Genomic DNA, 23,644 nt, shown 5'->3' with positions numbered 1-23,644 from the left:
CAACCATGAGCTCTACCGAACCATCTTCCGCCGTCGACCGGGCGATCCTGGACGCGGCGCGCGCCTGCGTGGCCGAATTCGGCGTCCGGCGCACCACCCTGACCGAGGTGGCCCGCCGCGCGGGCGTCAGCCGGCCCACCGTGTACCGGCGCTGGCCCGACACCGGTTCCCTGGTGGCCGACCTGCTGGTGCGGGAACTGCGCGAGATCGTCGCGGACACCGCCCCCAGCACCGGCACCGCCCGGGAACGCCTGGTCGGCGCGATCGTCGGCGGCGGCTCCATGATCCGGCGGAACCCGCTGTTCGCCAAGATCTTCCGCGCCGACGCCGACGTCATGCAGACCTACGTCTTCGAACGCCTGGGCCGCAACCAGCGCGCCCTCATCGACCTGTTCGCCGAGGGCATCCGGAACGGCCAGGCCGACAACTCCATTCGCGCCGGCGACCCCGCGCACCTCGCCGCCATGCTCCTGCTGATCGCCCAATCCGCGGTCCAGTCCGCCTCCGCGTTCGCCGTGGTGCTCGACAGCGACCACCTCGACGCCGAACTGACCCACGCCCTGCACGGCTACCTGACCCCCGCCCCCGGCGACTGCGGCCCGCGATGAACGCATCCGGCGACCGAATCCCGCGCCCGCGCACCGATTCCGTCCACGTGGACGGACTCGACGGGGTCCGGAACGGGCGCCGGATCCGCGGACGGATCGGCCCTCCGGCGGCGCGACGCCACGGACTCACCCCCTATCCATCGACACCGCATCGCATCGAAAGGCCCTGACATGACCAGCAATTCGGATCGATCCAATTCCGCGCTCAATCGCGAGCGACGGCAGCGGGAGCTGACCGCGCTGGGCGACGGGTCCGCGATCGACCTGCTGGTGATCGGCGGCGGCATCACCGGCGTCGGCGTGGCGCTGGACGCGGCGGCGCGCGGGCTGCGCACGGTCCTGGTGGAGAAGCACGACTTCGCGTTCGGCACCAGCCGGTGGAGCTCCAAACTGGTGCACGGCGGGCTGCGGTACCTGGCCAGCGGCGGGGTCGGGATCGCGCACGAGAGCGCGGTCGAGCGCGACATCCTGCTGACCCGCACCGCCCCGCACCTGACCCGGGCGCTGCCACAGGTGGTGCCGCTGCTGCCGAGTATCGGCACGGCACAGAAGCTGCTGGTGCGCACCGGATTCCTGGCCGGGGACGTGCTGCGCCGGACGGCTGGGACCCCGGCGTCGGTGCTGCCGCGCTCGCGGCGGGTCGCGGCCGCGGAGGCGCTGCGGCTGGCCCCGACCGTGCGGCGGTCCGGACTGCGCGGCGGATTGCTGGCCTGGGACGGGCAATTGGTGGACGACGCGCGACTGGTGATGGCCATCGCCCGCACCGCGGCGCGGGAGGGCGCGACGGTGCTGACCCGGGTCGAGGCCGTCGACGTCACCGGCACCTCGGCCACGCTGCGGGACACGCTGACCGGTGAAACCCTGTCCGTGACAGCGCGTTCGGTGGTGAACGCCACCGGCGTGTGGGCCGATCAGGTGGATCCGAGCATCGAGCTGCGGCCCTCGCGCGGCACCCACCTGGTGTTCGACGCGGCCGCGTTCGGCGGCCTGACCGCCTCGCTGACCGTGCCGATCCCGGGCAGCACCAGCCGTTTCATCTTCGCGTTCCCGGCCGCGCACAACCGGGTGTACCTGGGCCTCACCGACGAGGAGGCGCCCGGCCCGGTGCCGGACGTCCCGCACGCCACCGACGGCGAGATCGACTTCCTGCTCGACACCGTCAACACCGTGCTGCGGGAGCCGTTGCGCCGCAGCGATATCCGCGGCAGCTTCGCGGGCCTGCGCCCGCTGCTGCGCACCGGGGACGACAGTACCGCCGACATCTCCCGCGAGCACGCGGTGCTGACCTCCCCGACCGGCGTGATCACCGTGGTCGGCGGCAAGCTCACCACCTATCGGAAGATGGCCGAGGACGCCGTGGACGCGGCCGTCGGGCACGCGCGGCTGTCCGCCGGGCCGTGCCGCACTCGCGCGCTGCCGCTGGTGGGCGCGGTCTCCGGTGCGGAGCGCGACGCCATCGAGGCCCCGCCGCGCCTGGTCGAGCGCTACGGCAGCGAGGCGGCCGCGGTGCTGGAACTGGCTCGCCGACATCCGACGCTGGCGACGGAGGTCGCCCCCGGCATGGATGTCACCGGGGCCGAATTCGCTTACGCGGTCAGCCATGAGGGCGCGCTGGACGAATCCGATCTGCTCGACCGCCGGACCCGGATCGGCCTGGTCGATACCGACCGCAAGGCCGCCGAACCGGCCGCGCTGGCCGCCTTCCTGTAGTTCCCACCCGCCGTCCGCGCGTCTGTGCCGGCCCCGCGTATGGGCGTTCTCCGGGAAATGCTCGTGGTCGTGGCCGCGACGGTCACCAGGCAGCGCGGCGGCCAGCCAGACACATACGGCCGCCGACTGGAGACGCCGCGCCAGCCAGCCCGGCACACACGGCGGTCGGTCAGACACAGCACGGCTGCCATCCAGGGATGGCGCGGCGACCAGCCAGGCACGGCGCGGCGGCCGGCCGGGGCGGGGCGGCGGTCAGCCGGTGACGGCGCAGCCCGATCCGGTGGGCAGTCCGGTGCCGACCTGGATGTCGACGTAGGGGAAGACGTCCGGGGAGCCGGGGTGGCGCTGCCAGATCTGCAGGCGGTGCGGTCCGGGCGTGGTGGGGGTCCAGCGGGCCTGGGCCAGGGAGCCGGAGGGGTTGGCGACGGCGAAGGGGATGCTGTTGTCGTAGAAGACGACCGGGGTGACCGGGTCGTCGACGATCCCGTCGATGTCGTAGCTGCAACCGGTGCCGTAGTTGGTGGCCGGGCCGAAGCTGATGCCCGGGTCGATACCGACCCGGGTGCCGGTGGCCCCGGCGGGGGCGGCCAGTGCGGCGAGCGCGGCGACGGCGGCGAGGGTGGCCGCCGAGGCGGTGGTGGTCCTGATGATCGAGCCCGTCATGGTTCGGTCCTCATCGGGTGCCGCCGGGGCCGACTGCCCCGGCACGATGCCTCGATCCTGGCCCCCGGATTGCGACTTCGGGCCGCATTGCCGCGATCCGCCCGATCACGTGTCGCCGCGAACGGCTGTGGAACGGGCCATGGGCACGGCTGTGGAACAGGCCATGGGCACGCGTGTGGAACGGCCATATGCCACGGGTGTGGAACGGCCATATGCTTGGCTGCGATATTCCGAGCGCGGGGAGAGGTGCGGGGAGAGGGAGGCGCGCATGGGTCGGATTCCGACGACGGTCGGGGTGATACCCGGGGCCGGACTGGTCGCCCGGTTCGGAAGCGTGGTGATCGTCCTGCACGGCGAGAGCCCGTCCACGGACCGCATCCTCGGCGCGGCCGAGACCGCCGCGAACGCGGCCGACCCCGGCATGGCCATCGCCCAGCGCCTGGCCGCCACCGTCTTCACCAGCAGCACGGCCCAGCCCCCCGCCTTCGGCGTGGTCGCCCCCACCGCGGGCGGCATCCTGATCCTGCTGCGCGGCTCGGTCACCGCCACCGTCGACGGACCCGAAGGCCACCGCGTCCTCTCCGGCCGGCGCGCCATGACCTGGGCCGACGAGATCATTCAGGACCCGGTCCGCCGCCTCACCCTGTCCGCCGACGACGCGACCCGCGAAGCCCCGCACAGCGATCTGCGCGCGGGCGTCGTGCCCGGCGGCGGCGTAGTCGTGCACGCGCCCCTTGCCGGACTCCCGTCCCAGCGCCGCGGCGATTCGCCCGCGAAAGCCGCGCACGCTCCCGGACCCGACTTCGCTCCCCCACACCCGCGTTCCCCCGAGCATCGGCCCCCGACCGAATCCGGCCGGGCGACACAACATCCGTCCGGGCCAGTCCTCACGTCCGGTCCCATCCCGGCATCCGGTCCCATCCCGGCGTCCGGTCCCGCACCGGCGTCCGGTCCCGCACCGGCGTCCGGTCCCGCACCGGCGTCCGGTCCCGCACCGGCGTCCGGTCCCGCACCGGCGTCCGGTCCCACGCCGGCGTCCGGTCTCACGCCGGGGTCATGGCCCGTCGGCGCGCCCGCACCTGCCACCGGGCACACACCGGCCCAGCACGGCTCCCCACCGCCGACGCAGCACGCGGCCACACCACCTGGTCAGCGCCCATCCACGCCGCCCACTCAGCGCGCGCCCGCGCCGCGCCCGGAACACCCGTCCACGCCACCCGCACAGCACGCCTCCGGGCCCGCTGCACCGCACGCACACGGGCCCGGTTCCGGCCCGAATGCCGATGTGACCCGGCGGGCTCCCACACCCGCGCAGTCGCACACCGGTGTCACCCCCGCTCCCTCGGCGGGTGCGGAAGCCGGTCGTGTGCAGCCGGTTTCCCCGTCAGCGTCGGATTCCATGCCCAAGGCCGCGCCGGTGTATCCCCGGAATGCGGCGACGACTCCGCGTGCCGGTGGTCCCGACCTGTCGAAGCAGCCCGCGGCCGCCTCGAGCCCCGATGAGCGGCGCGATGATCGCCCGGATCCGGAGGATCAGCCGCCGACGGCCGCCTACGTGCCGGAGCCCGAGGTCGCCGAGACGCGGGCGGCGGGCGGTCCGCCGTCCACGTCCACGCTGGCGGGCCCGGGCGCCTCGCTCACGAGCGCGGAGGGTGAGACCTATCCGCTGGATCGCCCGTACGTGATCGGGCGCGATCCGATGATCGACGAGGCGGTGCGGCGGGCGGTGGCCTCGCCCATCGTGATCGCGCGCGACCGCCACGTGTCCCGGGTGCACGCGCGCGTGTTCATCGAGAAGGGGCAGGTGTTCGTGCGAGACGCGGGCACGCCGGGCGGCACCTATGTGGCGGCGCCCGGTGCGCCGGACTGGGTTCGGGTCGGTCAGCAGCCGATGGAGTTGAAGGCGGGCTGGAGCCTGCGGATCGGCGAGCGCATCCTCACCTACCGCACGGCGTGAATCTCAGTGCAGCGCTGACCAGTCCCCGTGCTGGAGGGCGTTGCGGGCGTTCGGCGGGATCGCGAGGCGGGCGCGGACGGCCTGTTGGGCGGCGGCCACATCGGCCGGATGGTGGCCGAGGACGATCGCGCCGACCACCCGGCCCTGGGACAGGATCAGGCGACGGTAGGAGGGCCGCGGCGACCCGTCGACGACGATCACCTCGTCGTGCCGTTCGGGTTCGACCCGGCCGATGCTGAACAGTTCCAGGCCGACGCCTTTGAGGATGGTGGCGGGTGTCTCCGCGGTGAGCACCCGTTGTCCGCCGAGCGCGTTGACGGCGGCGGCCTGCGCCTGTTCGGCCGCGATGGGCCACAAGCCGAGGACGCGGTCACGGTGTTCGGCGACGTCGCCGGCGGCGTACACGTCGGGCGCCGCCGTGCGCATGCGGTCGTCGACGAGAATTCCTCGGCGACATGGGATTCCGGCGCGCACGGCCAGGTCGGTGTTGGGCTTGATGCCGGTGGCAGTGAGGAAGACCTCGCACGGCAGGACGGTGCCGTCCTGCAACACGACGCCGCGCACCGGGTCGGCCCGGTGCCGGTCGGAACCATCCGGCCCGCCCAGCACGCCGGATCCGCCCGCCCCGCCGGGTCCTCCAGGTCCGGAATTGCCTGTCAAAGCGGCTGTTTCGGCCCGATACCGGACTTCGATCCGAGCCCGGGTGAGGTGGTCGGCGACCATGGCGGAGGCGCGCGCGTCGAGTTGCTTGCTCAGCAGCCGGGAACCGCGCTCCAGCACGGTGACCCGTAAACCCAGCTGATGCAGCGCGTACGCGGCCTCGAGTCCGAGCAGGCCGCCGCCCGCGACCACGGCACGGGTACAGGACCGCTGCTGGGCGTAGGCCCGAATATCGAGCGCGTCGCCCGCTTCCCGGAGCACGAAACTGCCCGGCCGGTGCAGGCCCTCGATGTCGGGCAGCGCGGCGGACGCGCCGGTGGCGAGGATCAGCCGGTCGTAGGGCAGCACATCGCCGGTACCGAGATGAACTCGCCGGGCACGTGGATCGAGGTGTGTGACAAGGGTATTGAGCCACGGCGTGATCCGGTGATCCTCGTACCACTGCTCGGGTTGCAGGTACAGCCCCTGCATGGCGGAGCGGCCGGGAATGAGCCGGGAGATGCCCATGCGGTTGTAGAAGTCGTGGGATTCCCGCCCGACCAGGTGGATCTCGCAGTCGGGGTGGCCGCGGCGCAGGAAGTCGGCGGCGGTGACGCCCGCGATGCCGGTGCCGATGACGACCAGGCTGACCAGGGAGCGGTCGAAGTGGGCGGGCCGGTCGCCGGGGGCGCGGCCGGGTTGCGGGGTGAGCGAGACACGCACGCCGCCTTCGTTGATGCGCGCGCAGCATGCCATGCGGGTGTTGTCGGCGAATCCCAGTCGGCGCAGGGTGTTTTGCTCGTCGCCGGTCGGTGCGCACAGTTTCTCGCCGCCGTCGAGAATGGCGACCGGGTCCGCGCCGCAGACGCCCATGCGACAGCCCGACTCCAGCGGCAGGTTCGCTTTCTCGGCCAGGTCGAGCAGGCTGACACCGATTTCGGCGGCCACGGCGCGGCCGTCGAACTCCACCGAAGCGCCCGGGGCCGAGGTCTTCTCGGCCTCGCGCGGGCGCGGGAACGGCAGCAGCACCGGTTCGGTGCGCGCGCCGGTGGTGAGCGCGTACTGGAGTTCGCCGACCCGGGTGCGGGCCAGGAACAGCAGCGTCGCCACCAGCACGAACAGGCTGATCGGCCACCGCAGCCAGGCCACTCCCCCGACCCCGGTGACGGTGGTGAACGCCCCGAGCAGCACCGGACCCGCGAACCAGTAGAAGCCGTTCAACGCGATGGCCGCGTACACCGCCGACAGCACGGCCGCGCTCACCCCGGTCAGCGCCTCGACCGCGAAGTAGACGCCCACCGCGACCAGCACGGCCGCCCCGAGCGCCAGATATCGTTGCGGCACAGCGACACCCGGATACCCGGCCAGCACCATGAATCCGAGGACGAATCCGGGCAGCGCGGCGGCGAACAGTTTGCGCGGCGCGCTCCAGCCGGGATCCGGGTCGGCCATGTCGGCCTGGTAGGCGGCGCGCGGTTTGAAGTCGAAGCAGTTCTTGGCGCACCCCAGGCACGGCTGACAGTGGTTGTTGGCGATCGTCACGAACGGCGTCTGCCCGTAGGCGCGCTGCAAGGGGAACAGCGGGCAGATGCTGCTGCACCACCCGCTCTTGCCCTTGAACGCGATGCCGCCGGTGAACGCGGCCAGCAGCACGGTGGAAAGCACTATGCCCGTGGCGATTCCGCTGCGATCCAGCCCGGCCAGCCGGGATCCGGCGATGCCGAAGAACAGCGCGACCGCGATCAGATACCCGCGCTGCTGCAACCAGGCCGGTGCCGTCGCCCCGCGGGTGAAGCGCAGCAGCCGGGGCAGCTGATTGGTGGCCGCGAGCGGACAGGTGTTGCGCCACAGGCCCGGTGCGATCAGGAACAGCCCGGGCAGCAGCGGCACCACGATCTTGAAGAAGACGAACAACCCGCCCGCGGGCCGCACGAACAGCGTGACGATCAACGCCAGGTAGGCGGTGATGCTCAGCACGCGCACGCCCTGCCAGACCCGCAGCGGGATCCGGCTGGGCAGTTCGGTGAAGGCGGGGAACAGGTTCCGCTGCCCGGTGGGATCGAGGCCGAGGACCCGGTTGGCGACCGCCACCCAGCCGGGCGGCGGTGTGGGTTCGGCGCCGGGTGGCCGGGGAATCACACCGGAGGGCCCGAGCACGGTCTCGGATCCGTCGAAGCCTTCGGGTTCGGCGGTGGGCATGTGCAGCACCAGGATCTCGCAGCGTCCCAGCCGCACCACGTCGCCGGTCATCAGTTCGCGCCGCCCGGTCAATGCCACCCCGTTGACGGTGGTGCCGTTGCGGCTGCCCAGGTCGACCACGGACAGCGCGGTCGGTGTGGGCACCAGCCGCAGGTGCTGCCGGGACACCCCGCCGTCGGCGAGCACCTCGTGGCTGCCGTCGCGTCCGAACACGATGGGCCCGTCCAGCATGCGCCGCCGCGCGGGCCGTCCCCATTCGCGGATCTCGATGACCGGCCGACCAGCCATGCTCCCACCCCTTCCCCGGCGCGGCCGCCGATCGCGCCGCGCTCCTGCTTGTATCGCCGATCTCCGGGCTCACCATTACCCTCGAGGCGCTTCGTCCCGCATCCGGCCGCGTTCGCGTCGGCCCGCGACCCTCAGGCGCGCTCCCGTAGTCGCTGCACCCGCACGTAGCGGTACCGTTTCCCGACCCGCCGGCACCCGGTCGCGAGCGCCAGTCCCGTCGCCGCACCGCCTGCGGCACAGGCGATCACACCGAGCAGGGTGGGTTCCCGCCCGAGCAGCACCCACGCCGCGCCGACGGCCGCCACCCCCAGCAGTCCCACACTGATGGCCAACCCGACGGTCGACGCGAACCGGGCGCTCCCGCGCCGCAGCGTCCGCGCGTTCGATTCGGCATAGGCCGCCGCGAACAGCAGCAGCAAGGCCAGCCCGACCCCGGTCGCCGTGCTGGTCGCGGGCTGCTGTGTCCGCACCCCGAACCGATAGGCGGCCGTCTCGGACCCATTGCGGGACAATGACAATTCCCCGGTCAGCCGTCCGGCGAGGACATACCGGTTCACCGGCGCGGCCGCCTCCCCCGCGCCTCCGGCCAGCGTCGTCTCCTCGCCTCCGGCCCGCAGCCCGAGCACATTCACCGACAGCTTCGCGCCATCGGCCGACCCACCCGACACCGTGATCGGCACCGGCTTGGACAGATCCAGCACCACCGTCTCGGCTGCCGGATCGACCCCGCCGATACGCACCATCCCCACCGGCGGCGCCTCCCGCCCGACGGCCCCGATCCCGAGCACCGCGGCCCCGCCGGTCACCACCGCCAGCAGCCCCGCCACCAGGAACGGAACCCGCGGCGACGGCAAGGTCACCACCTGCTGCACCGGCACCAGATCCGCCCGCGCCACCTCCACCAACCGCACCCCGCCGTGCTGAATCGGCTCCCGGGGCCGAACCCGCTCCATCGGCTGGGTCGGCCCGAACCCGAGACCCGCGGCCCCGCGTTCGTCTCTCCTTCCGCCACCTCCCGGCCCGGGAGCCGGTCCCCCGGGCCTCGGCCCACCATGACCTGAGGGAGGAGCCCCGCTGGGCGCGGGTCCTGGGCCCTGCCCCGCCCGCATCGTCGGCGCCGAGCGTCGATCGGCGGGAGTTGCCGCACGAGTGGCGTCGGGCGGCCGCTGCGATCGGACAGGTTGCGGCCCAGGGGTTATCGGACCGGATCCGGCATCCCGGGTGCGCGCGCCCGGCGGCATGGTTCCCGGCCCGGTTCGCGTCCCCGGGCCGGTGGGCATCCGGGGGCCTGGCTGCGGGGTGATCGGTCCCTGGGGGCCGCGCATCGGGGGTGGGGTGAAGGGGCCCGGGCCCGAGCGCGGGGTGCCCGTGGCCGCGGCGACGATCGTGTCGGCGCCGATGACCGGGATGCCCACGGGGGTGAGCCAATTCGTGCCCCAGAAGTGGGCGGCGGTTTCGGCGATGGCGATGCCGAAGGTCTCGGCGGTGTCGTAGCGCTCGGCCGGGTCGGAGGCGAGGCCGCGCATGACGGCTTCGGCGATGGGGTGGGGGACGAAGGGGGCGACCTCGGTGAGGGGGACGGGGTCGGAGTAGGCGTGGGCGAAGAGCAGGGCCAGCGCGTCGGATCCGGTCGGGAAGGGCAGGACGCCGGAGAGGAGCTGGTAGAGCATGGTGGCCAGGGCGTAGACGTCGGTGGCCGGCGAGAGCCCTTGGCCGCGGACCTGTTCGGGGGCGATGTAGGAGGGGGTGCCGATGATCTCGCCCGCCTTGGTGACCAGGGTGTCCTCGCCGCCGACGATCTTGGCGATGCCGAAGTCGGTGAGCTTGAGCGCCCCATTGGCGGCGAACATCAGGTTGGAGGGTTTGACGTCGCGGTGCAGGATGCCGCTGCGGTGCGCGGCGTCGAGCCCGGCCGCGCAGGACAGCGCGACTGCGACCGCGGCGGTGGCCTCGAATCCCGCGGTGATGAAACGGTTCTCGACAGTCCCGCCGGGCAGGTATTCGAGGACCAGCAGGCACAGGTCGTCGTGTTCGATGTAGTCGTAGACCGGCACCACGTGCGGGTGGTCGAGCGCCGCCATCACCCGTGCCTCGTCGACGAAGCGCCGCCGCACCTGCATGTCGTCGGCGAAATGCGGCGGGATCTGTTTGATGGCGACCCGCCGGTGCAGTCCCCGATGCACCCCGGCCAGCACCACCCCGCACCCGCCGCGCCCGATCTGCCCGCCGATCTCGTACCCGGGCAGCGCGGCCCGCACGCGCGCCACATCGGCGTCGCTGAGATTCCCCGCGCTCATCTCCCCGCACCCTCCGACCGGAATCCGGTCCCGCCGGGGTCACCGCGTAGCGTCGGCTCGTCGTCCGGATCGGACGTGCCGGGTCGTTGCACACCGGCCGGATACCCGGCGGTCTGCTCACCGGTTCCGGCCGGGGTGGTCCCGCCACCGGGCTTGCTGACGGCGGGCGCCCCGCCCGAGGGCAGCAGCGTCTCCGCGCCGACCTCCGGCCGCCCACCCGACTGCGGGGAATGCACCGTGGTAGTGGCGTTTTCGCCGGTGTCGGGCAGCATGGCGGAGGCCAGCGGCCCGCCGCCCGGGTACGCGCCGCCGAATCCGGACTTCGAGATGCGAGTCGTCTCACCGCTCTGGAACGCGGCGGGATCGGGCGTGGGCGCCGGGGCGGGACCGCCCGGGAAGACCCGCATCGGCCCGTGCGGCGCACCCGGTCCGGGCTGCGCCGCCGGGCCGGACCCGGCGGGCCCGTAGGGCACGAATTCCGTTGCCGCACCGGACGGCTGGTTCCGGATATCGAGATCGGGATAGGTGCCGCCCGGCCCGACCGGACGCAGGTCGCGGAACGTGCCGCCGTACGGCGGATTCGGGCCCACCGGCGCGGCCTGGTGCTCCGGTTCGGGCGGGCCCGGGAACGGCATCGGCGCTCCACTCGCCTGGGGTGCGCCCACGCCGTGCTGCCCGCCGCCGAACGGCACACCCATCCCGCGCGGCGCTCCGCCCTGCGGCGCGCCGATCCCGACGGGCGCACCGATACCGAGGGGCGACCCGGACCCCGCGGGGAAGCCGCGGGCATCGAGTTCCTGTGCGGCGGCGAGATCTTCGGGATCGAGCCCGAGGTCGTCGGATTGCCGCGGTGTGGGCGAGAGGTACCCGGCGAGGAAGAACACGGCCGCCAGCGCCCCGGCCAGTGACAGCCACAGCACGGCGCCCGGCACCCACCACCGGGCCACCGACCCGGTGAACCCGATCATGAGTCCGATGCCGAGGCCGGGTGCGAGCAGCCGCAGCCCGCGCTGCCAGCGGTTGGCCGAGAGCCGGTGGCGCGCAACGGTCAAGGCCGCGTCGGCGATGGCGAGTCCGGTCAGGACGGCGATGATGATCCCGAACAGTCCATACACCGAGGCCAGCGACCCGCGCACGTCGACGACGGTGTGCACGGCGGCCAACGGCTTTCCGTCCTGGCCGATGAGAGTCAGGTCGGAGCCGATCAGCCCGGTCGCCTGCCCGTCCAGTCCGGCCGGATCCAGCCGGTAGGTGAGCTTCTCGGTCTTGCCCGCCCCCACAGTCAATTCGACTGTCGTGGAATAGGAGTAGAAGTTCAGCCCCAGCACGTGCCCGGCGAGGTCGACCCGCCGGATCGATACCGAACCGGACGACTTGTTGGTCACCTCGACGACGACCAGCGACACCTTCTTGGGATCCAGGCGCACCGGATTCCCGGCGTCCGCGCCGCCGATGGCCCGCCCGTCCAGCGTGGCGGTCGCGCTGACCCCGCCCGCGGCGCTCGCGGGCGGGGCCGCGAACAGTAGTGCGGCGACCGCGAATACGACCGCGGCCAGCCCGGCGTACACCGCCCGGCCCGGTCCCCGCGTGCTTCGGGCACCGCGCGCGGTGAGCGGCGGTGCGGTGCGTTCGTTCATCGGGGCCTCCGTGCCGGGAGATGGGAGATCATCCGGTGGCCGTAGAACCAGCCGCCGATGAGCAGGAAGAACACCAGCACCGTCATGGTCGCCGCGCCGCCGCCGACCTGACTGACCAGCACGATGTCCAGGGGCGCGGCCAGTTTCCGGCCGCACTCCGCGGTCACCTCGTGCTGACCGATCTCGGTCCCGCCGGTGGTGAGGGTGGCCTGGAACCCGCCGTCGGCGCCGGCGGTGGTGTCGGCCGCGGCGGCCCCGCCGATCGAAAGCCGCACCGCCGCACCGGGATCACACCCGCTGCCACTGGCCAGCACGGGCGCGCCGGGCGGGACCGCGGGCGGATCGATCCGCAATCCGGAAACCTGCGGAGCGACAGGCGGCTTGGTCTCGGTGGTCGGCGATGTGGTGTCGGTCGTCGGGGGCGGTGTGGTGGTTGTCGTGGGCGGCGGTGGCGGCGCCGCGGTCGTCACCGAGGTGATGGGTGGCGGATTGACGCCACCGGTGGCGCATTGACCGTTCGGGGGCTTGACCGAACCGTCGGGACATCTCGGCGGCTGGGTGGTCGGGCAGTCGCCGTTCGCCGGTTTGACCGATCCGTCCGAGCACGTGATCGGCGGATTCGTGGTGGGGCAGTCACGATTCGGGGGTTTGGTCGAACCGTCCTTGCAGGTCACCGGTGGCGGACAGGTGCTGCCGGCGGGCTTGGTGGTGCCGTCCGAACATTTCTCGGGTGTCGGACACGACCCACCGGCGGGCTTCCAGGATCCGTCCGGGCACCGGGTCGGGCATTCTCCGGTCGCGGGTTTCTGTGAACCATCCGGGCAAGTCGGGTGTTTAGGGCACTCGCCACTGGGCGGCTGCACCGAACCGTCCCAGCAGTACGTGGGTTGCTTCGACGGGCACACGCCGGACGCGGGTTTCAGGGTGCCGTCATCGCAGTACACGGGCTTGTTGCAGTCGGTGCCGCAGCCGTCGCGGGTGCCTGTGTCGTCACAGCTGTGGCCGCACTGCTGCTTCTTGCTGTCGCCGCCGCAGTTCTCGGCGACGGCGCATCTCGGTGGATTCGTCGTGGTAGGTGCGACTTTCACCGGCGGGCCGCCCTGGGGTGCGGGCTGCGGGACGGTGGTGGTGATCGGCGCCGGGGCGCTGATTCCCGGGTTGGCCCAACCGATTCCGGCCGGGAGCCCGAGCGCTAGCAGCGCTGCGAGCAGGAGAACAAGGTGTAAGGTCCGGGGTGAAAATCTCACCGCGCGGGCCAGTTTCGCGTGCCGGTCCCCACCAGCACGCCGAGTGGAATTCAGTGAAGTATTCATTCGGCGTGACCTCGCTTGTTCGATGGTAAGGCCAACCGCGCCCCCGCCGCCCTGTCTATCGCTGTGGTGATCACGCCCGTTCACACTCGGGACCGACCGGTCCGCTGGGTCTCGGGTGCCGCGCCCTACGATGGCGATGACCGACTGGGACGCTCCATCGCGCCGAGAGGACAATCGTCACCATGCATCGAGCCGCGCCTGTGAGCGATATCGACGAGTCCGCGCTCCAGGTCACCGCTCCGAAGACCGAGGCCGCGGGCGTCAAGGCGGTCACCGTCGCCCTGGAGCGCGCGTTCGAGGAGATGGGCGTGGTGCGCACCGCGCGCACGCTGGCCCGGGTGAATCAGCGCCACGGCTTCGACTGTCCGGGATGCGCCTGGCCGGAACCGACCGGTCGGCGTCGCCCCGCCGAGTTCTGCGAGAACGGCGCGAAGGCCGTCGCCGAGGAGGCGACCCTGCGCACGGTCACCCCCGAGTTCTTCGCCGCCCACTCCCCCGACGACCTGGCCGCCAAGTCCGGCTACTGGCTCGGCCAGCAGGGCCGCCTCACCCATCCGATGGTGCTGCGCGAGGGCGACACCCACTACTCCCCCATCGCCTGGGACGACGCCTACCGCCTGATCGCCGACGCCCTGCGCGGCCTGGACTCCCCCGACGAGGCCGTCTTCTACACCTCCGGCCGCACCGCCAACGAGACCGCCTTCCTCTACCAGCTGCTGGTCCGCGCCTACGGCACCAACAATCTGCCCGACTGCTCGAACATGTGCCACGAGTCCTCGGGCACCGCCCTGGTCAGCTCGATCGGCATCGGCAAGGGCTCGGTCACCATCGACGACTTCACCCAGGCCGACCTGATCATCGTGGCCGGCCAGAACCCGGGCACCAACCACCCCCGCATGCTGTCGGCGCTGGGTGAGGCGAAGGCGCACGGCGCGACCGTGATCGCGGTCAACCCGCTGCCCGAGACCGGACTCATCGGCTTCAAGGACCCGCAGACCGTCAAGGGCTTCACCGGCGGCATCAGCATCGCCGACGACTTCCTGCAGATCCGCCTGGGCGGCGATATGGCCCTGTTCCAGGGCCTGGCCAAGCTGCTGTTCGACGCCGAGGACCGCGCACCCGGCACCGTGGTGGACCGCGCCTTCGTGGACGCGCACACCGCGGGCTTCGCCGACTACGAGAAGCACATGCGCGCCGTCGATCTCGACACGGTCGTCGAAGCCACCGGGCTCACGCGCGAAGACCTCGACCGCACCGCGGCACTGCTGGCCGAGTCGAAGTCGACCATCATCTGCTGGGCCATGGGCCTGACCCAGCAGGTGCACGGCGTCGCCACCATCGAGGAGGCCACCAATCTGCTGCTGCTGCGCGGCATGATCGGCAAGCCCGGTGCGGGCGTGTGCCCGGTGCGCGGCCACTCCAATGTGCAGGGCGACCGCACGATGGGTATCTGGGAGAAGATGCCCGAGCCGTTCCTGGCCGCCCTGGACCGCGAATTCGGTATCACCAGTCCCCGCACCCACGGCTTCGACACCGTGAACGCCATCCGCGCCATGCGCGACGGCCGCGGCAAGGTGTTCTTCGGCATGGGCGGCAACTTCGTCTCCGCCACCCCCGACACCGAGGTCACCGAGGCCGCGCTGCGCACGTGCGCTCTCACCGTGCAGGTTTCGACGAAGCTCAACCGCAGCCATGTCGTGCACGGACGCACCGCGCTGATCCTGCCGACGTTGGGCCGCACCGACGAGGACGTCCAGGACGGTGTGCGCCAACAGGTTTCGGTCGAGGACTCCATGTCCATGGTGCACTTGTCGACCGGTCGCCTGACCCCGGTCGGCGATCAGCTGCGCAGTGAGGTCGCCATCGTGTGCGAGCTCGCCCAGGAGTTGTTCGGACCCGAGCACGAGGTCCCGTGGGGCGTGTTCCGCCGCGACTACGACCGGATCCGCGACGCCATCGCGCAGGTCGTGCCCGGCTGCGCCGACTACAACGCGAAGGTGCGCGGCCGCAACGGATTCCAGCTCCCGCACCCGCCACGCGACGCCCGCGAGTTCCGCACCGCCACCGGCAAGGCCAATTTCGCGGTCAACGATCTGCACTGGCTGCCCGTCCCCGCGGACCGCCTCATCCTGCAGACCCTGCGCAGCCACGACCAGTACAACACCACCATCTACGGCCTCGACGACCGCTACCGCGGCATCCAGAACGGCCGCCGGGTGGTGCTGGTCAACCCCGCCGACATCACCGCGCTCGGATTCACCGAGGGCGACCTGGTGGACGTCGTCTCCGAGTTCCAGGACGGCACCGAGCGCAGCGTCGCCGGGTTCCGCCTGGTCGGCTACCCGACCCCGCGCGGCAATGCCGCCGCCTACTATCCGGAGACCAACCCCTTGATCCCCCTGGACCACGTCGCGAAACGCTCCAACACGCCTGTCTCCAAGGCGGTCACCATCCGTTTCGAACCGCACACCCACGTCACCGCATGAACCGGGGCCCCGCATGAGCCGAGTCACCGCACGTCGCCGCACGCTGCGCATCTCCCCGAACGGCACCATCACCCGGCCGGACACCCTGGCCGTGGAGGAGCCGCTGGAGATCCGCACCGGCGGGCAGTCGCTGACGGTCACCATGCGGACCCCGGGCGCGGACATCGATCTGGTGCACGGCTTCCTCTACGCCGAGGGCGTCATCGACACGGCCGAGGACATCGTCAGCGCCCGCTACTGCGCGGGCACCGACGAGAACGGGCAGAACACCTACAACGTCCTCGACATCCAGTTGCGGAATCCGGTTCCGATCCAGCCCAGGCCGTTCCTGACCAACAGCTCGTGCGGCCTGTGCGGGAAGACGGCCCTGGACGAGGTCCGGACCCGCATCCGCCACGAGATCCCGGCGGGCGCACCGCGCATCGATGTGCACACCCTCGCCAAGCTCCCGGACGAACTTCGTTCCCGCCAGCAGGTTTTCGACGCCACCGGCGGCCTGCACGGCGCGGGTCTGTTCACCGTGGACGGCGAGGCCGTGGCGGTGCGCGAGGACATCGGCCGGCACAATGCCGTGGACAAGCTGGTCGGCTGGGCCTTGCGCGAGAATCGGCTCCCCGCAAACGATCTCATCCTCATGGTGAGCGGCCGCGCCTCCTTCGAGCTGGTCCAGAAGGCTGTCATGGCGGGCATTCCGGCGCTGGGCGCGGTGTCGGCCCCCAGCTCGCTGGCGGTGGATCTGGCCGCCGATTCCGGCGTGACCCTGGTCGGTTTCCTGCGCGGTGAAACCATGAACATCTACACCGGCGAGGACCGCATCGCACTGTGATGCCCGCGGTGTTCCACAGGGTGAGGCAGCGGGGTCCTTTCCGCCGCTCCGGCTGCTAGTCTCCGCAATAGAACACGTTTCAATTCTGATGGGAGAACCCCTATGGCAGCGCAGCCCCGGGATGTCGTGGAGCAGTACGTGAAGCTGGTCGCGACCGGCCCGACCTCGGCGATCCTCGACCTGTACGCCGAGGACGCCGTGATCGAGGACCCGATCGGCAGCCCCGAGCGTCGTGGCCACGAGGCCATCGGCGAGCTGTACAAGGCGCTGGAGAACCTCGAGCGCGAGACCGAGCTGCACACCGTCAAGGTGGCCGGCAATCACGTCGCCGCCCACTTCACCCTGGTCACCGTGACCAACGGGCACCGCATGACCCTCGCGCCCATCGATGTGATGGAGCTGAACGACGAAGGCAAGATCATCAAGATGCGCGCCTACTGGGGTCAGGACGACCTGAAGATGGAGCAGATCTAGCCACAGGCTTGCCCCTCACCCCCGCCCGAATTACGGTGACAGCACAGTGATTCGGCGAGGGTGGGAGGGCCTGTGCGGATCTCGTTGCGTGGCACCGGTGACGGGGTGCGGATCAGCATGCGGCTGGAGATCAACCGGCGGCGCTGGATCGTCCTGCTCATCATGCTGGGGGTGCTCACCGCGACCGGCCTGGTCACCGGACTGTGGGCGGTGATCGCCCCGGAATCGTTCTACGACAGCTATCCCGGATTCGGGCTGCACTGGGTGCGCGCCGACGGGCCCTACAACCATCACCTGGCCGCCGACGTCGGGGCCTTCTTCCTCGCGCTGGGCGCCATCTCCGCGGCCGCGCTCTACTACCGCGACAGCGTCATCGCCCGGGTCTCGGGACTGGGCTGGCTGGTCTTCGGCCTCCCGCATTTCCTCTACCACGCCTTCCACCGGCCGGACGCGCTCAGCGGCCTCAGCTACGGCCTGTCACTCTTCGCCGCCCTGCTGCTCCCGGCGCTCGCCCTGGCCGTTCTGCTGGTCGCCCCGCGCGAGCGTTTCCCGGTGCCGGAACCGGCCCCCTTCACGTTCAAATTTCCCGGCCGCGGCAGCACGTCCCAGCGATGAGTTCTCCGCGGTCGCGCCGTCGTAACAGGTGACCCGAACACACCGATTTTCTGAGTAGCGGAGTAAAGGTTCAACGGCGAACCACGGAGGATCAACGGCGATTCTCGCAGCGGGCGCGATCGGCTCCCACCGACCGTCACCGACTCCATCGGCGCAGGGGAGGGCGCGTGGACAACTACACCGAATCGACGACCTGGACCTGACAGCGAATTCCCCGGGCATTCGCGAGACGCTCCAACGCTTCGACCGCCCGGTCGGCACGCTCGCGAGCGATCTTGCCCGCCGCGAGCAGCCGCCGGACCACCAACATCACCTCGACCCTCCCATGCCGAGGGCTTGGACAACGAGAAAACCGGCTCCGCGAGAGGAATTCTCGCGGAGCCGGTTTCGCTCGTAGCAGGGGTTTCAGGGGAAGCCCCTGAGAGCCCGAGAGTTGTTCTGTTACGCCGACTTCTCGCGGCGCTCGGGCGCGGAGCGCTTGCGCGGCACGATGGTCGGCAGCACATTGTCGTTCACCGTGTCGGCGTTGACGACCACCTTGGCCACGTCATCCCGGCTGGGGATGTCGTACATGACCGGGAGGAGCACTTCCTCCATGATGGCGCGCAGACCGCGGGCGCCGGTGCCGCGCAGGATCGCCTGATCCGCAACGGCTTCCAGGGCGTCCTGGGTGAACTCCAGATCCACGCCGTCCATCTCGAACAGGCGCACGTACTGCTTCACCAGCGCGTTCTTCGGCTCGGCCAGAATCCGGACCAGGGATTCCTTGTCCAGGTTGGTGACCGAGGCGACGACGGGCAGACGGCCGATGAACTCGGGGATCAGACCGAACTTGATCAGGTCCTCGGGCATGACCTCGGCGAAGTGGTCGGCGGTGTCGATCTCGGCCTTGGACCGGACCTCCGCGCCGAAACCGATGCCGCGCTTGCCGACCCGGTCCTGCACGATGCGCTCCAGGCCGGCGAAGGCGCCCGCCACGATGAACAGCACGTTCGTGGTGTCGATCTGGATGAATTCCTGGTGCGGGTGCTTGCGGCCGCCCTGCGGCGGCACCGAGGCCTGGGTGCCTTCCAGGATCTTCAGCAGCGCCTGCTGCACGCCCTCACCGGAGACGTCACGGGTGATGGACGGGTTCTCCGACTTGCGGGCGATCTTGTCGACCTCGTCGATGTAGATGATGCCCGTCTCGGCGCGCTTGACGTCGTAGTCGGCGGCCTGGATCAGCTTGAGCAGGATGTTCTCGACATCCTCACCGACGTAGCCGGCCTCGGTCAGCGCGGTGGCGTCGGCGATGGCGAACGGCACGTTCAGCATCTTCGCCAGCGTCTGCGCCAGGTAGGTCTTGCCACAACCGGTGGGGCCGAGCATCAGGATGTTGGACTTGGCCAACTCGACCGGTTCACCCCGGGAGTCGCGGCCCTTGTCGCCCGCCTGAATGCGCTTGTAGTGGTTGTAGACCGCCACCGCGAGCGTCCGCTTCGCGGAATCCTGCCCGATCACGTACTGCTCCAGGAAGTCCCGGATTTCCGCGGGCTTGGGGAGTTCGTCGAGCTTGACCTCGCTGGATTCGGCGAGCTCTTCCTCGATGATCTCGTTGCACAGGTCGATGCACTCGTCGCAGATGTACACCCCCGGTCCCGCAATGAGCTTCTTGACCTGCTTCTGGCTCTTTCCGCAGAACGAGCACTTCAACAGATCGCCGCCATCACCGATGCGCGCCATCTCCTGGGTCCCTACTTCCTTGTCCGCGTGCAACCGTCTGTCCCCGGTTGCCGGCGAGCTGCCTTCTTCGAGCGTATGCCGCGACCCCTGATTTTGCGGATCCGGCGATTCGGCTGTCTATCCAAACCTGATTTCGAACGAAGAGCAGAGCCGACAACCACGAGCAAAGGTCCCTAGAGTGACCGTACCCGTTTCGCGTGACCGAGGTCGACAACTTGGGCACGTTTCTCGCCGGACATGTGCGTGGACTCACCTCTGCCCGGGTGGCGGGGAGGTTCGCGGCGCGCCGCTACCCCGCCACCCACCCAGCTCACTTCTGGGCGCTGAGCTTGCGGTACTCGAACACCGTGTCGACGATCCCGTAGCCCTTCGCCTCTTCGGCGGTGAGGATCTTGTCGCGGTCGGTGTCCTTGCGGATGACGTCCGAGTCCTTGCCGGTGTGGCGCGCCAGCGTGGTCTCCATGAGGCGACGCATGCGCTCGATCTCGGCGGCCTGGATCTCGAGGTCGGAGACCTGGCCCTGAATACCACCCGACGTGGACGGCTGGTGGATCAGGATGCGGGCGTTCGGCAGCGCGGCGCGCTTGCCGGGAGCGCCGGCCGCGAGGATGACCGCGGCGGCCGAGGCGGCCTGGCCCAGGCAGACGGTGGCGACGTCGGCGCGCACGTACTGCATGGTGTCGTAGATGGCCATCAGCGCGGTGAACGAGCCGCCGGGCGAGTTGATGTACATGGTGATGTCGCGGTCCGGGTCCTGAGACTCGAGCACCAGCAGCTGCGCCATGATGTCGTTGGCGGAGACATCGTCGACCTGGTTGCCCAGGAAGATGATTCGCTCCTCGAACAGCTTGTTGTACGGGTCGGAGGTCTTGACGCCGAAGCTGGTCTGCTCGGTGAACTGCGGCAGGATGTAACGCGACTGCGGCAGGTTACCGGCGGCGGCGAAGGTGATGCCCGCGGCCCGCGGATCGATCATGTTGGACATAAACGTCTCTCCAAAGTCTGTGTGGTGGGCTGCGGAACTACTTGCTGCTGCTGCCGTTCGCCTGGCTGGCGTGGGTGACCACATGGTCGATGAAGCCGTAGTCGAGCGCCTCGGCGGCGGTGAACCAGCGGTCGCGGTCGGCATCGGCGGTGACCTGCTCGATGGACTTGCCGGTGTGCTGGGACTGCAGCTCGTTCAGCTCACGCTTGGTGTAGGCGAACTGCTCGGCCTGGATGGCGATGTCGGCGGCCGAACCACCGAGACCGGCCGACGGCTGGTGCATCATGATCCGCGCGTGCGGCAGCGCGTAGCGCTTGCCCTTGGTGCCCGCGGCGAGCAGGAACTGGCCCATGGAGGCGGCCAGACCCATACCGACGGTGCGGATGTCGCATTCGGCGAACTGCATGGTGTCGTAGATGGCCATGCCGGCGGTCACCGAACCACCCGGGGAGTTGATGTAGAGCGAGATGTCCTTGGTCGGGTCCTCGGCCGTCAGCAGCAGGATCTGCGCGCACAGCTTGTTGGCGATGTCGTCGTCGACCTGAGTGCCCAGGAAGATGATGCGCTCGCGCAGCAGGCGCTCGTACACCGAATCACTGAGGTTCAGACCAGCAGTCGCGGATGTCATGCGCACCCCTGCCTGATGAATTGTCACGGATACCTGCCCTCTCTCAACGGCTCGGTTAACAAGCCCCTACTGATTCGCTGACACAAACCCTAACGAAGCAGGGCGGCACCGAACTCCCGGTACCGCCCTGCTTCGCTCACAGCGCAAACTTACGTCAACGCTTCGCGTTCCGGTGTACGGGGGTTCTCGGGGGTGTCATCCCGAGAAGCCCCGTACACAGGGGTGAGATGAAATTCTTACTTGGCCTCGGCCTCGGCCTCGGCGGCCTCGGTGGCGTCGGCGACGGTCGCCAGCTCCTCGGCGGAGACCTCCTCGGCCTCGTCGGCCGGGTTGCCGAACATCTCGGCGGTGTCCACGGTGTTGCCGGCGGTGTCGGTGACGGCCGCCTGGACCACGACACCGGCGAGGGCCTTGCCGCGGCGCACGTCGGCGAAGACGGCACCGAGCTGACCGGCCTGCTGGATCTGCTGGATGAACTGGTCCGGGCTCATGCCGTAGCGCTGCGCCTGGAAGATGATCCGCTCGTACAGCTCGTCCTGGCCGACCTGGGTGTTCTCGGCCTCGGCGACGGCGTCCAGCAGCAGCTGGGTCTTGACCGACTTCTCGGCGGCCTGCTTGGTGTCGGCCTTGAACTCCTCGAGCGAGGAGCCCTGCGCCTCGAGCGCCTCGGCCAGCTTGGCCTCGTCGTGGTCGAAGCCGTGGACGGCGTCGTGCTCGACGGCGTCGATCTCGGCCTTGACGACGCCCTCGGGCAGCGGGATCTCGACGGTCTCGAGCAGCTGCTCGAGCACCTTGTCGCGGATCTCGCCGGCCTGGGTGACCTTCTTGACGCGCTCGACGCGGGTCTTGAGGTCTTCCTTCAGCTCGTCGATGGTGTCGAACTCGCTGGCCAGCTGGGCGAACTCGTCGTCGGCCTCGGGCAGCTCGCGCTCCTTGACCGACTGCACGGTCACGGTGATGACGGCTTCCTTGCCCGCGTGCTCACCGGCGACCAGCTTGGAGGTGAAGTCCTTGGACTCGCCCTCCTTGAGGCCGATCAGGCTCTCGTCCAGGCCCTCGATGAGCTGGCCGGAGCCGACCTCGTGGGACAGGCCGGTGGTGGAGGCCTCCTCGACGGCTTCGCCGTCGACGGTGGCGGACAGGTCGATGGAGACGAAGTCGCCGTTCTCGATGGCCCGCTCGACCGCGGTCAGGGTGCCGAAGCGCTGACGCAGCGACTGCAGCTGCTCGTCGATGTCGGCGTCGGTGATCTCGATCGGGTCGACCTCGACCGTGATGTTCGAGAAGTCCGGCAGCGAGATCTCCGGGCGGATGTCGACCTCGGCGGTGAAGGCCAGTTCCTGGCCGTCCTCGATCTTGGTGATCTCGATCTCCGGCTGACCGATGACCTTCACCTCGGTCTCGATCACGGCTTCGCTGTAGCGCTTGGGCAGCACGTCGTTGACGACCTGCTCCAGCACGGCGCCACGGCCGACGCGGGCCTCGAGAAGCTTGGCCGGCGCCTTGCCCGGACGGAAGCCGGGGATACGGATCTGCTGCGCGAGAGCCTTGTAGGCGCGGTCGAAGTCCGGCTTGAGCTCCTCGAAGGGCACCTCGACATTGATGCGGACCCGAGTCGGGCTCAGCTGCTCGACGGTGCTCTTCACGGACATGCTCCTTGTTCGTTGTTCATGGTTGACGTCTAGGTTCCCCCCGAACGCATCCCGACCAGGTTAGTCGAACGCAATTCCGACCACGCAATCGGATGCGTAGCGGACCTGACGACTGATCTGGTGCCGACCGGGGAAACTCCCCCGGTACGCCCGAAACCCGGCCCGGCACCCGACCGGCGGCCCGGTGCGGGGCGGATCGGCACCCAACGACCGGTAAAAGTCGCGGGGTGGCGGGGGAGCTATCTCAGCTACCGACCTTGACGGCGTCGGTCACGAAGACCAGCGTCTCGCCCGGCTTCATACCGCTCGGCGGGCGGTCGCCGTAGCCGAGGGCGGGCGGGATGATGAGCAGACGGCGGCTGCCCTCCTGGATGCCGACCAGGCCCTGGTCCCAGCCCTTGATGACCTGGCCCGCGCCCAGCGTGAGGGGCAGCGGCTTGCCGCGGTCGAAGGAGCTGTCCAGCTTCTTCTGGTTGGACCAGGTGATCAGCGTGTAGTTGGTGCTCAGCTTGTCCCCGGCCTTGGCCTCGGGGCCACTGCCCACGACCAGGTCCTTGGTGATGAGCTCCTTGGGCGGATCGCAGTCGGCGGGCAGCGTGATGGCCGGCGCGGTTCCGAAGCCGCCGTCCACCTTGATGTCCTCGGCGGTGCACTCGCGGCCCTTGCTCGCGGCCGTGGTGGCGGCCGCGCTGGTCGTGGCGGCGGCGGTCGTCGTCGTGGTCGACGACGCCTTGTTGTCGCTGCTGCCGCCGCAACCGGCCGCCAGCATCGTGGCGGCCGCGACCGCACCGATCACACCGACCTTGCCCACCAAGCGCATTCCCGCTCCTGTCCGTCCAGTCCGGTTGCCGCACAGATTGCGACGCCGCGCCGAACCTACACGGCTTCGGGCGGTCGAGCCGGTCGGGGCGCGCCCGCAAGGGTTTCGGCGGCGCGCCGGGCGTG

Annotated in this window: 19 protein-coding genes; 8 read left to right on the top strand and 11 right to left on the bottom strand. The window is 70.4% G+C overall.

The window, feature by feature from the left end; translation table 11 throughout:
• Positions 1-5: 5 nt before the first annotated feature.
• Positions 6-608 (top strand): TetR/AcrR family transcriptional regulator, encoded by a 603-nt coding sequence (locus tag ACQPYY_RS08150; RefSeq protein WP_433593298.1) that lies wholly within the window; start codon positions 6-8, stop codon positions 606-608.
• A gap of 171 nt (positions 609-779) precedes the next feature.
• A complete protein-coding gene (locus ACQPYY_RS08145; RefSeq protein ID WP_433593297.1) occupies positions 780-2,318 on the top strand; it encodes a glycerol-3-phosphate dehydrogenase/oxidase in 1,539 nt (512 codons plus the stop codon).
• 252 nt (positions 2,319-2,570) lie between these two features.
• Here ACQPYY_RS08145 and ACQPYY_RS08140 read toward each other — a convergent pair whose 3' ends face one another.
• The gene (locus ACQPYY_RS08140; protein ID WP_433593296.1) at positions 2,571-2,981 is read right to left on the bottom strand and encodes a hypothetical protein; all 411 of its coding nucleotides are present in this window, start codon (positions 2,979-2,981) and stop codon (positions 2,571-2,573) included.
• 268 nt (positions 2,982-3,249) lie between these two features.
• Here ACQPYY_RS08140 and ACQPYY_RS08135 point away from each other — a divergent pair, with 268 nt between their 5' ends.
• Entirely contained in the window at positions 3,250-4,938 is a 1,689-nt protein-coding gene (locus tag ACQPYY_RS08135) for an FHA domain-containing protein (protein ID WP_433593295.1), read from the top strand.
• A 3-nt stretch (positions 4,939-4,941) separates the two neighbouring features.
• Here the strand turns inward: ACQPYY_RS08135 and ACQPYY_RS08130 are convergent, their stop codons facing one another.
• From ACQPYY_RS08130 to ACQPYY_RS08115, 4 genes are all read right to left on the bottom strand, one after another.
• Positions 4,942-8,064, bottom strand: coding sequence for an FAD-dependent oxidoreductase (locus ACQPYY_RS08130; protein WP_433593294.1), 3,123 nt, complete (start codon positions 8,062-8,064; stop codon positions 4,942-4,944).
• 131 nt (positions 8,065-8,195) lie between these two features.
• Entirely contained in the window at positions 8,196-10,361 is a 2,166-nt protein-coding gene (locus ACQPYY_RS08125) for a protein kinase domain-containing protein (RefSeq protein WP_433593293.1), read from the bottom strand.
• Positions 10,358-11,998: a hypothetical protein gene (locus ACQPYY_RS08120; RefSeq protein WP_433593292.1), complete on the bottom strand. Its 1,641-nt coding sequence runs from the start codon at positions 11,996-11,998 to the stop codon at positions 10,358-10,360. The genes ACQPYY_RS08125 and ACQPYY_RS08120 overlap by 4 nt, the downstream gene beginning before the upstream one ends.
• Positions 11,995-12,351, bottom strand: coding sequence for a hypothetical protein (locus tag ACQPYY_RS08115; RefSeq protein WP_379101206.1), 357 nt, complete (start codon positions 12,349-12,351; stop codon positions 11,995-11,997). Before ACQPYY_RS08115 ends, ACQPYY_RS08120 begins: the two co-directional genes overlap by 4 nt.
• Before the next feature lie 28 nt (positions 12,352-12,379).
• Between ACQPYY_RS08115 and ACQPYY_RS08110 the strand changes: the two genes are divergently transcribed.
• From ACQPYY_RS08110 to ACQPYY_RS08090, 5 genes are all read left to right on the top strand, one after another.
• Complete coding sequence (locus ACQPYY_RS08110) at positions 12,380-12,511, top strand: hypothetical protein (protein ID WP_433593291.1); 132 nt, start codon at positions 12,380-12,382, stop codon at positions 12,509-12,511.
• Between the two features lie 982 nt (positions 12,512-13,493).
• Entirely contained in the window at positions 13,494-15,797 is a 2,304-nt protein-coding gene (locus ACQPYY_RS08105; protein WP_433593290.1) for an FdhF/YdeP family oxidoreductase, read from the top strand.
• Between the two features lie 13 nt (positions 15,798-15,810).
• Positions 15,811-16,623 (top strand): formate dehydrogenase accessory sulfurtransferase FdhD, encoded by an 813-nt coding sequence (fdhD, locus tag ACQPYY_RS08100; protein ID WP_433593289.1) that lies wholly within the window; start codon positions 15,811-15,813, stop codon positions 16,621-16,623.
• Between the two features lie 102 nt (positions 16,624-16,725).
• On the top strand, positions 16,726-17,097 hold the full coding sequence (locus ACQPYY_RS08095; RefSeq protein ID WP_379101198.1) for a nuclear transport factor 2 family protein: 372 nt from the start codon (positions 16,726-16,728) through the stop codon (positions 17,095-17,097).
• A 72-nt stretch (positions 17,098-17,169) separates the two neighbouring features.
• Positions 17,170-17,712, top strand: coding sequence for a hypothetical protein (locus ACQPYY_RS08090; protein ID WP_433593288.1), 543 nt, complete (start codon positions 17,170-17,172; stop codon positions 17,710-17,712).
• A 175-nt stretch (positions 17,713-17,887) separates the two neighbouring features.
• On the opposite strand, the gene ACQPYY_RS08085 is transcribed toward ACQPYY_RS08090, so the two are convergent.
• The 6 genes from ACQPYY_RS08085 to ACQPYY_RS08060 form a co-directional block, all read right to left on the bottom strand.
• Positions 17,888-18,025, bottom strand: a complete 138-nt coding sequence (locus tag ACQPYY_RS08085; RefSeq protein ID WP_379101194.1) for a hypothetical protein — start codon at positions 18,023-18,025, stop codon at positions 17,888-17,890.
• A gap of 128 nt (positions 18,026-18,153) precedes the next feature.
• The gene (clpX, locus tag ACQPYY_RS08080) at positions 18,154-19,434 is read right to left on the bottom strand and encodes an ATP-dependent Clp protease ATP-binding subunit ClpX (protein WP_357090239.1); all 1,281 of its coding nucleotides are present in this window, start codon (positions 19,432-19,434) and stop codon (positions 18,154-18,156) included.
• A gap of 310 nt (positions 19,435-19,744) precedes the next feature.
• Positions 19,745-20,419 carry an ATP-dependent Clp protease proteolytic subunit gene (locus ACQPYY_RS08075; protein WP_357090241.1) on the bottom strand — a complete coding sequence of 225 codons (675 nt, stop codon included), beginning with the start codon at positions 20,417-20,419 and terminating at the stop codon, positions 19,745-19,747.
• Positions 20,420-20,456: 37 nt separating this feature from the next.
• Positions 20,457-21,047 carry an ATP-dependent Clp protease proteolytic subunit gene (locus ACQPYY_RS08070; protein WP_357090243.1) on the bottom strand — a complete coding sequence of 197 codons (591 nt, stop codon included), beginning with the start codon at positions 21,045-21,047 and terminating at the stop codon, positions 20,457-20,459.
• A gap of 236 nt (positions 21,048-21,283) precedes the next feature.
• The gene (gene tig, locus ACQPYY_RS08065) at positions 21,284-22,693 is read right to left on the bottom strand and encodes a trigger factor (RefSeq protein ID WP_433593287.1); all 1,410 of its coding nucleotides are present in this window, start codon (positions 22,691-22,693) and stop codon (positions 21,284-21,286) included.
• 250 nt (positions 22,694-22,943) lie between these two features.
• A complete protein-coding gene (locus ACQPYY_RS08060) occupies positions 22,944-23,519 on the bottom strand; it encodes an FKBP-type peptidyl-prolyl cis-trans isomerase (protein WP_433593286.1) in 576 nt (191 codons plus the stop codon).
• Positions 23,520-23,644: the final 125 nt, after the last annotated feature.

It is taken from the genome of Nocardia sp. CA-145437 (genome assembly GCF_050956485.1).
Lineage (GTDB): Bacteria > Actinomycetota > Actinomycetes > Mycobacteriales > Mycobacteriaceae > Nocardia.
This window is presented reverse-complemented; position numbering and strand designations above follow the sequence as displayed.

Coding starts and splice junctions, on each gene's coding strand:
- ACQPYY_RS08150 (WP_433593298.1), top strand. CDS start 6: ATGAGCTCTACCGAACCATCTTCCGCCGTCGACCGGGCGATCCTGGAC.
- ACQPYY_RS08145 (WP_433593297.1), top strand. CDS start 780: ATGACCAGCAATTCGGATCGATCCAATTCCGCGCTCAATCGCGAGCGA.
- ACQPYY_RS08140 (WP_433593296.1), bottom strand. CDS start 2,981: ATGACGGGCTCGATCATCAGGACCACCACCGCCTCGGCGGCCACCCTC.
- ACQPYY_RS08135 (WP_433593295.1), top strand. CDS start 3,250: ATGGGTCGGATTCCGACGACGGTCGGGGTGATACCCGGGGCCGGACTG.
- ACQPYY_RS08130 (WP_433593294.1), bottom strand. CDS start 8,064: ATGGCTGGTCGGCCGGTCATCGAGATCCGCGAATGGGGACGGCCCGCG.
- ACQPYY_RS08125 (WP_433593293.1), bottom strand. CDS start 10,361: ATGAGCGCGGGGAATCTCAGCGACGCCGATGTGGCGCGCGTGCGGGCC.
- ACQPYY_RS08120 (WP_433593292.1), bottom strand. CDS start 11,998: ATGAACGAACGCACCGCACCGCCGCTCACCGCGCGCGGTGCCCGAAGC.
- ACQPYY_RS08105 (WP_433593290.1), top strand. CDS start 13,494: ATGCATCGAGCCGCGCCTGTGAGCGATATCGACGAGTCCGCGCTCCAG.
- fdhD (WP_433593289.1), top strand. CDS start 15,811: ATGAGCCGAGTCACCGCACGTCGCCGCACGCTGCGCATCTCCCCGAAC.
- ACQPYY_RS08095 (WP_379101198.1), top strand. CDS start 16,726: ATGGCAGCGCAGCCCCGGGATGTCGTGGAGCAGTACGTGAAGCTGGTC.
- clpX (WP_357090239.1), bottom strand. CDS start 19,434: ATGGCGCGCATCGGTGATGGCGGCGATCTGTTGAAGTGCTCGTTCTGC.
- ACQPYY_RS08075 (WP_357090241.1), bottom strand. CDS start 20,419: ATGTCCAACATGATCGATCCGCGGGCCGCGGGCATCACCTTCGCCGCC.
- ACQPYY_RS08070 (WP_357090243.1), bottom strand. CDS start 21,047: ATGACATCCGCGACTGCTGGTCTGAACCTCAGTGATTCGGTGTACGAG.
- ACQPYY_RS08060 (WP_433593286.1), bottom strand. CDS start 23,519: ATGCGCTTGGTGGGCAAGGTCGGTGTGATCGGTGCGGTCGCGGCCGCC.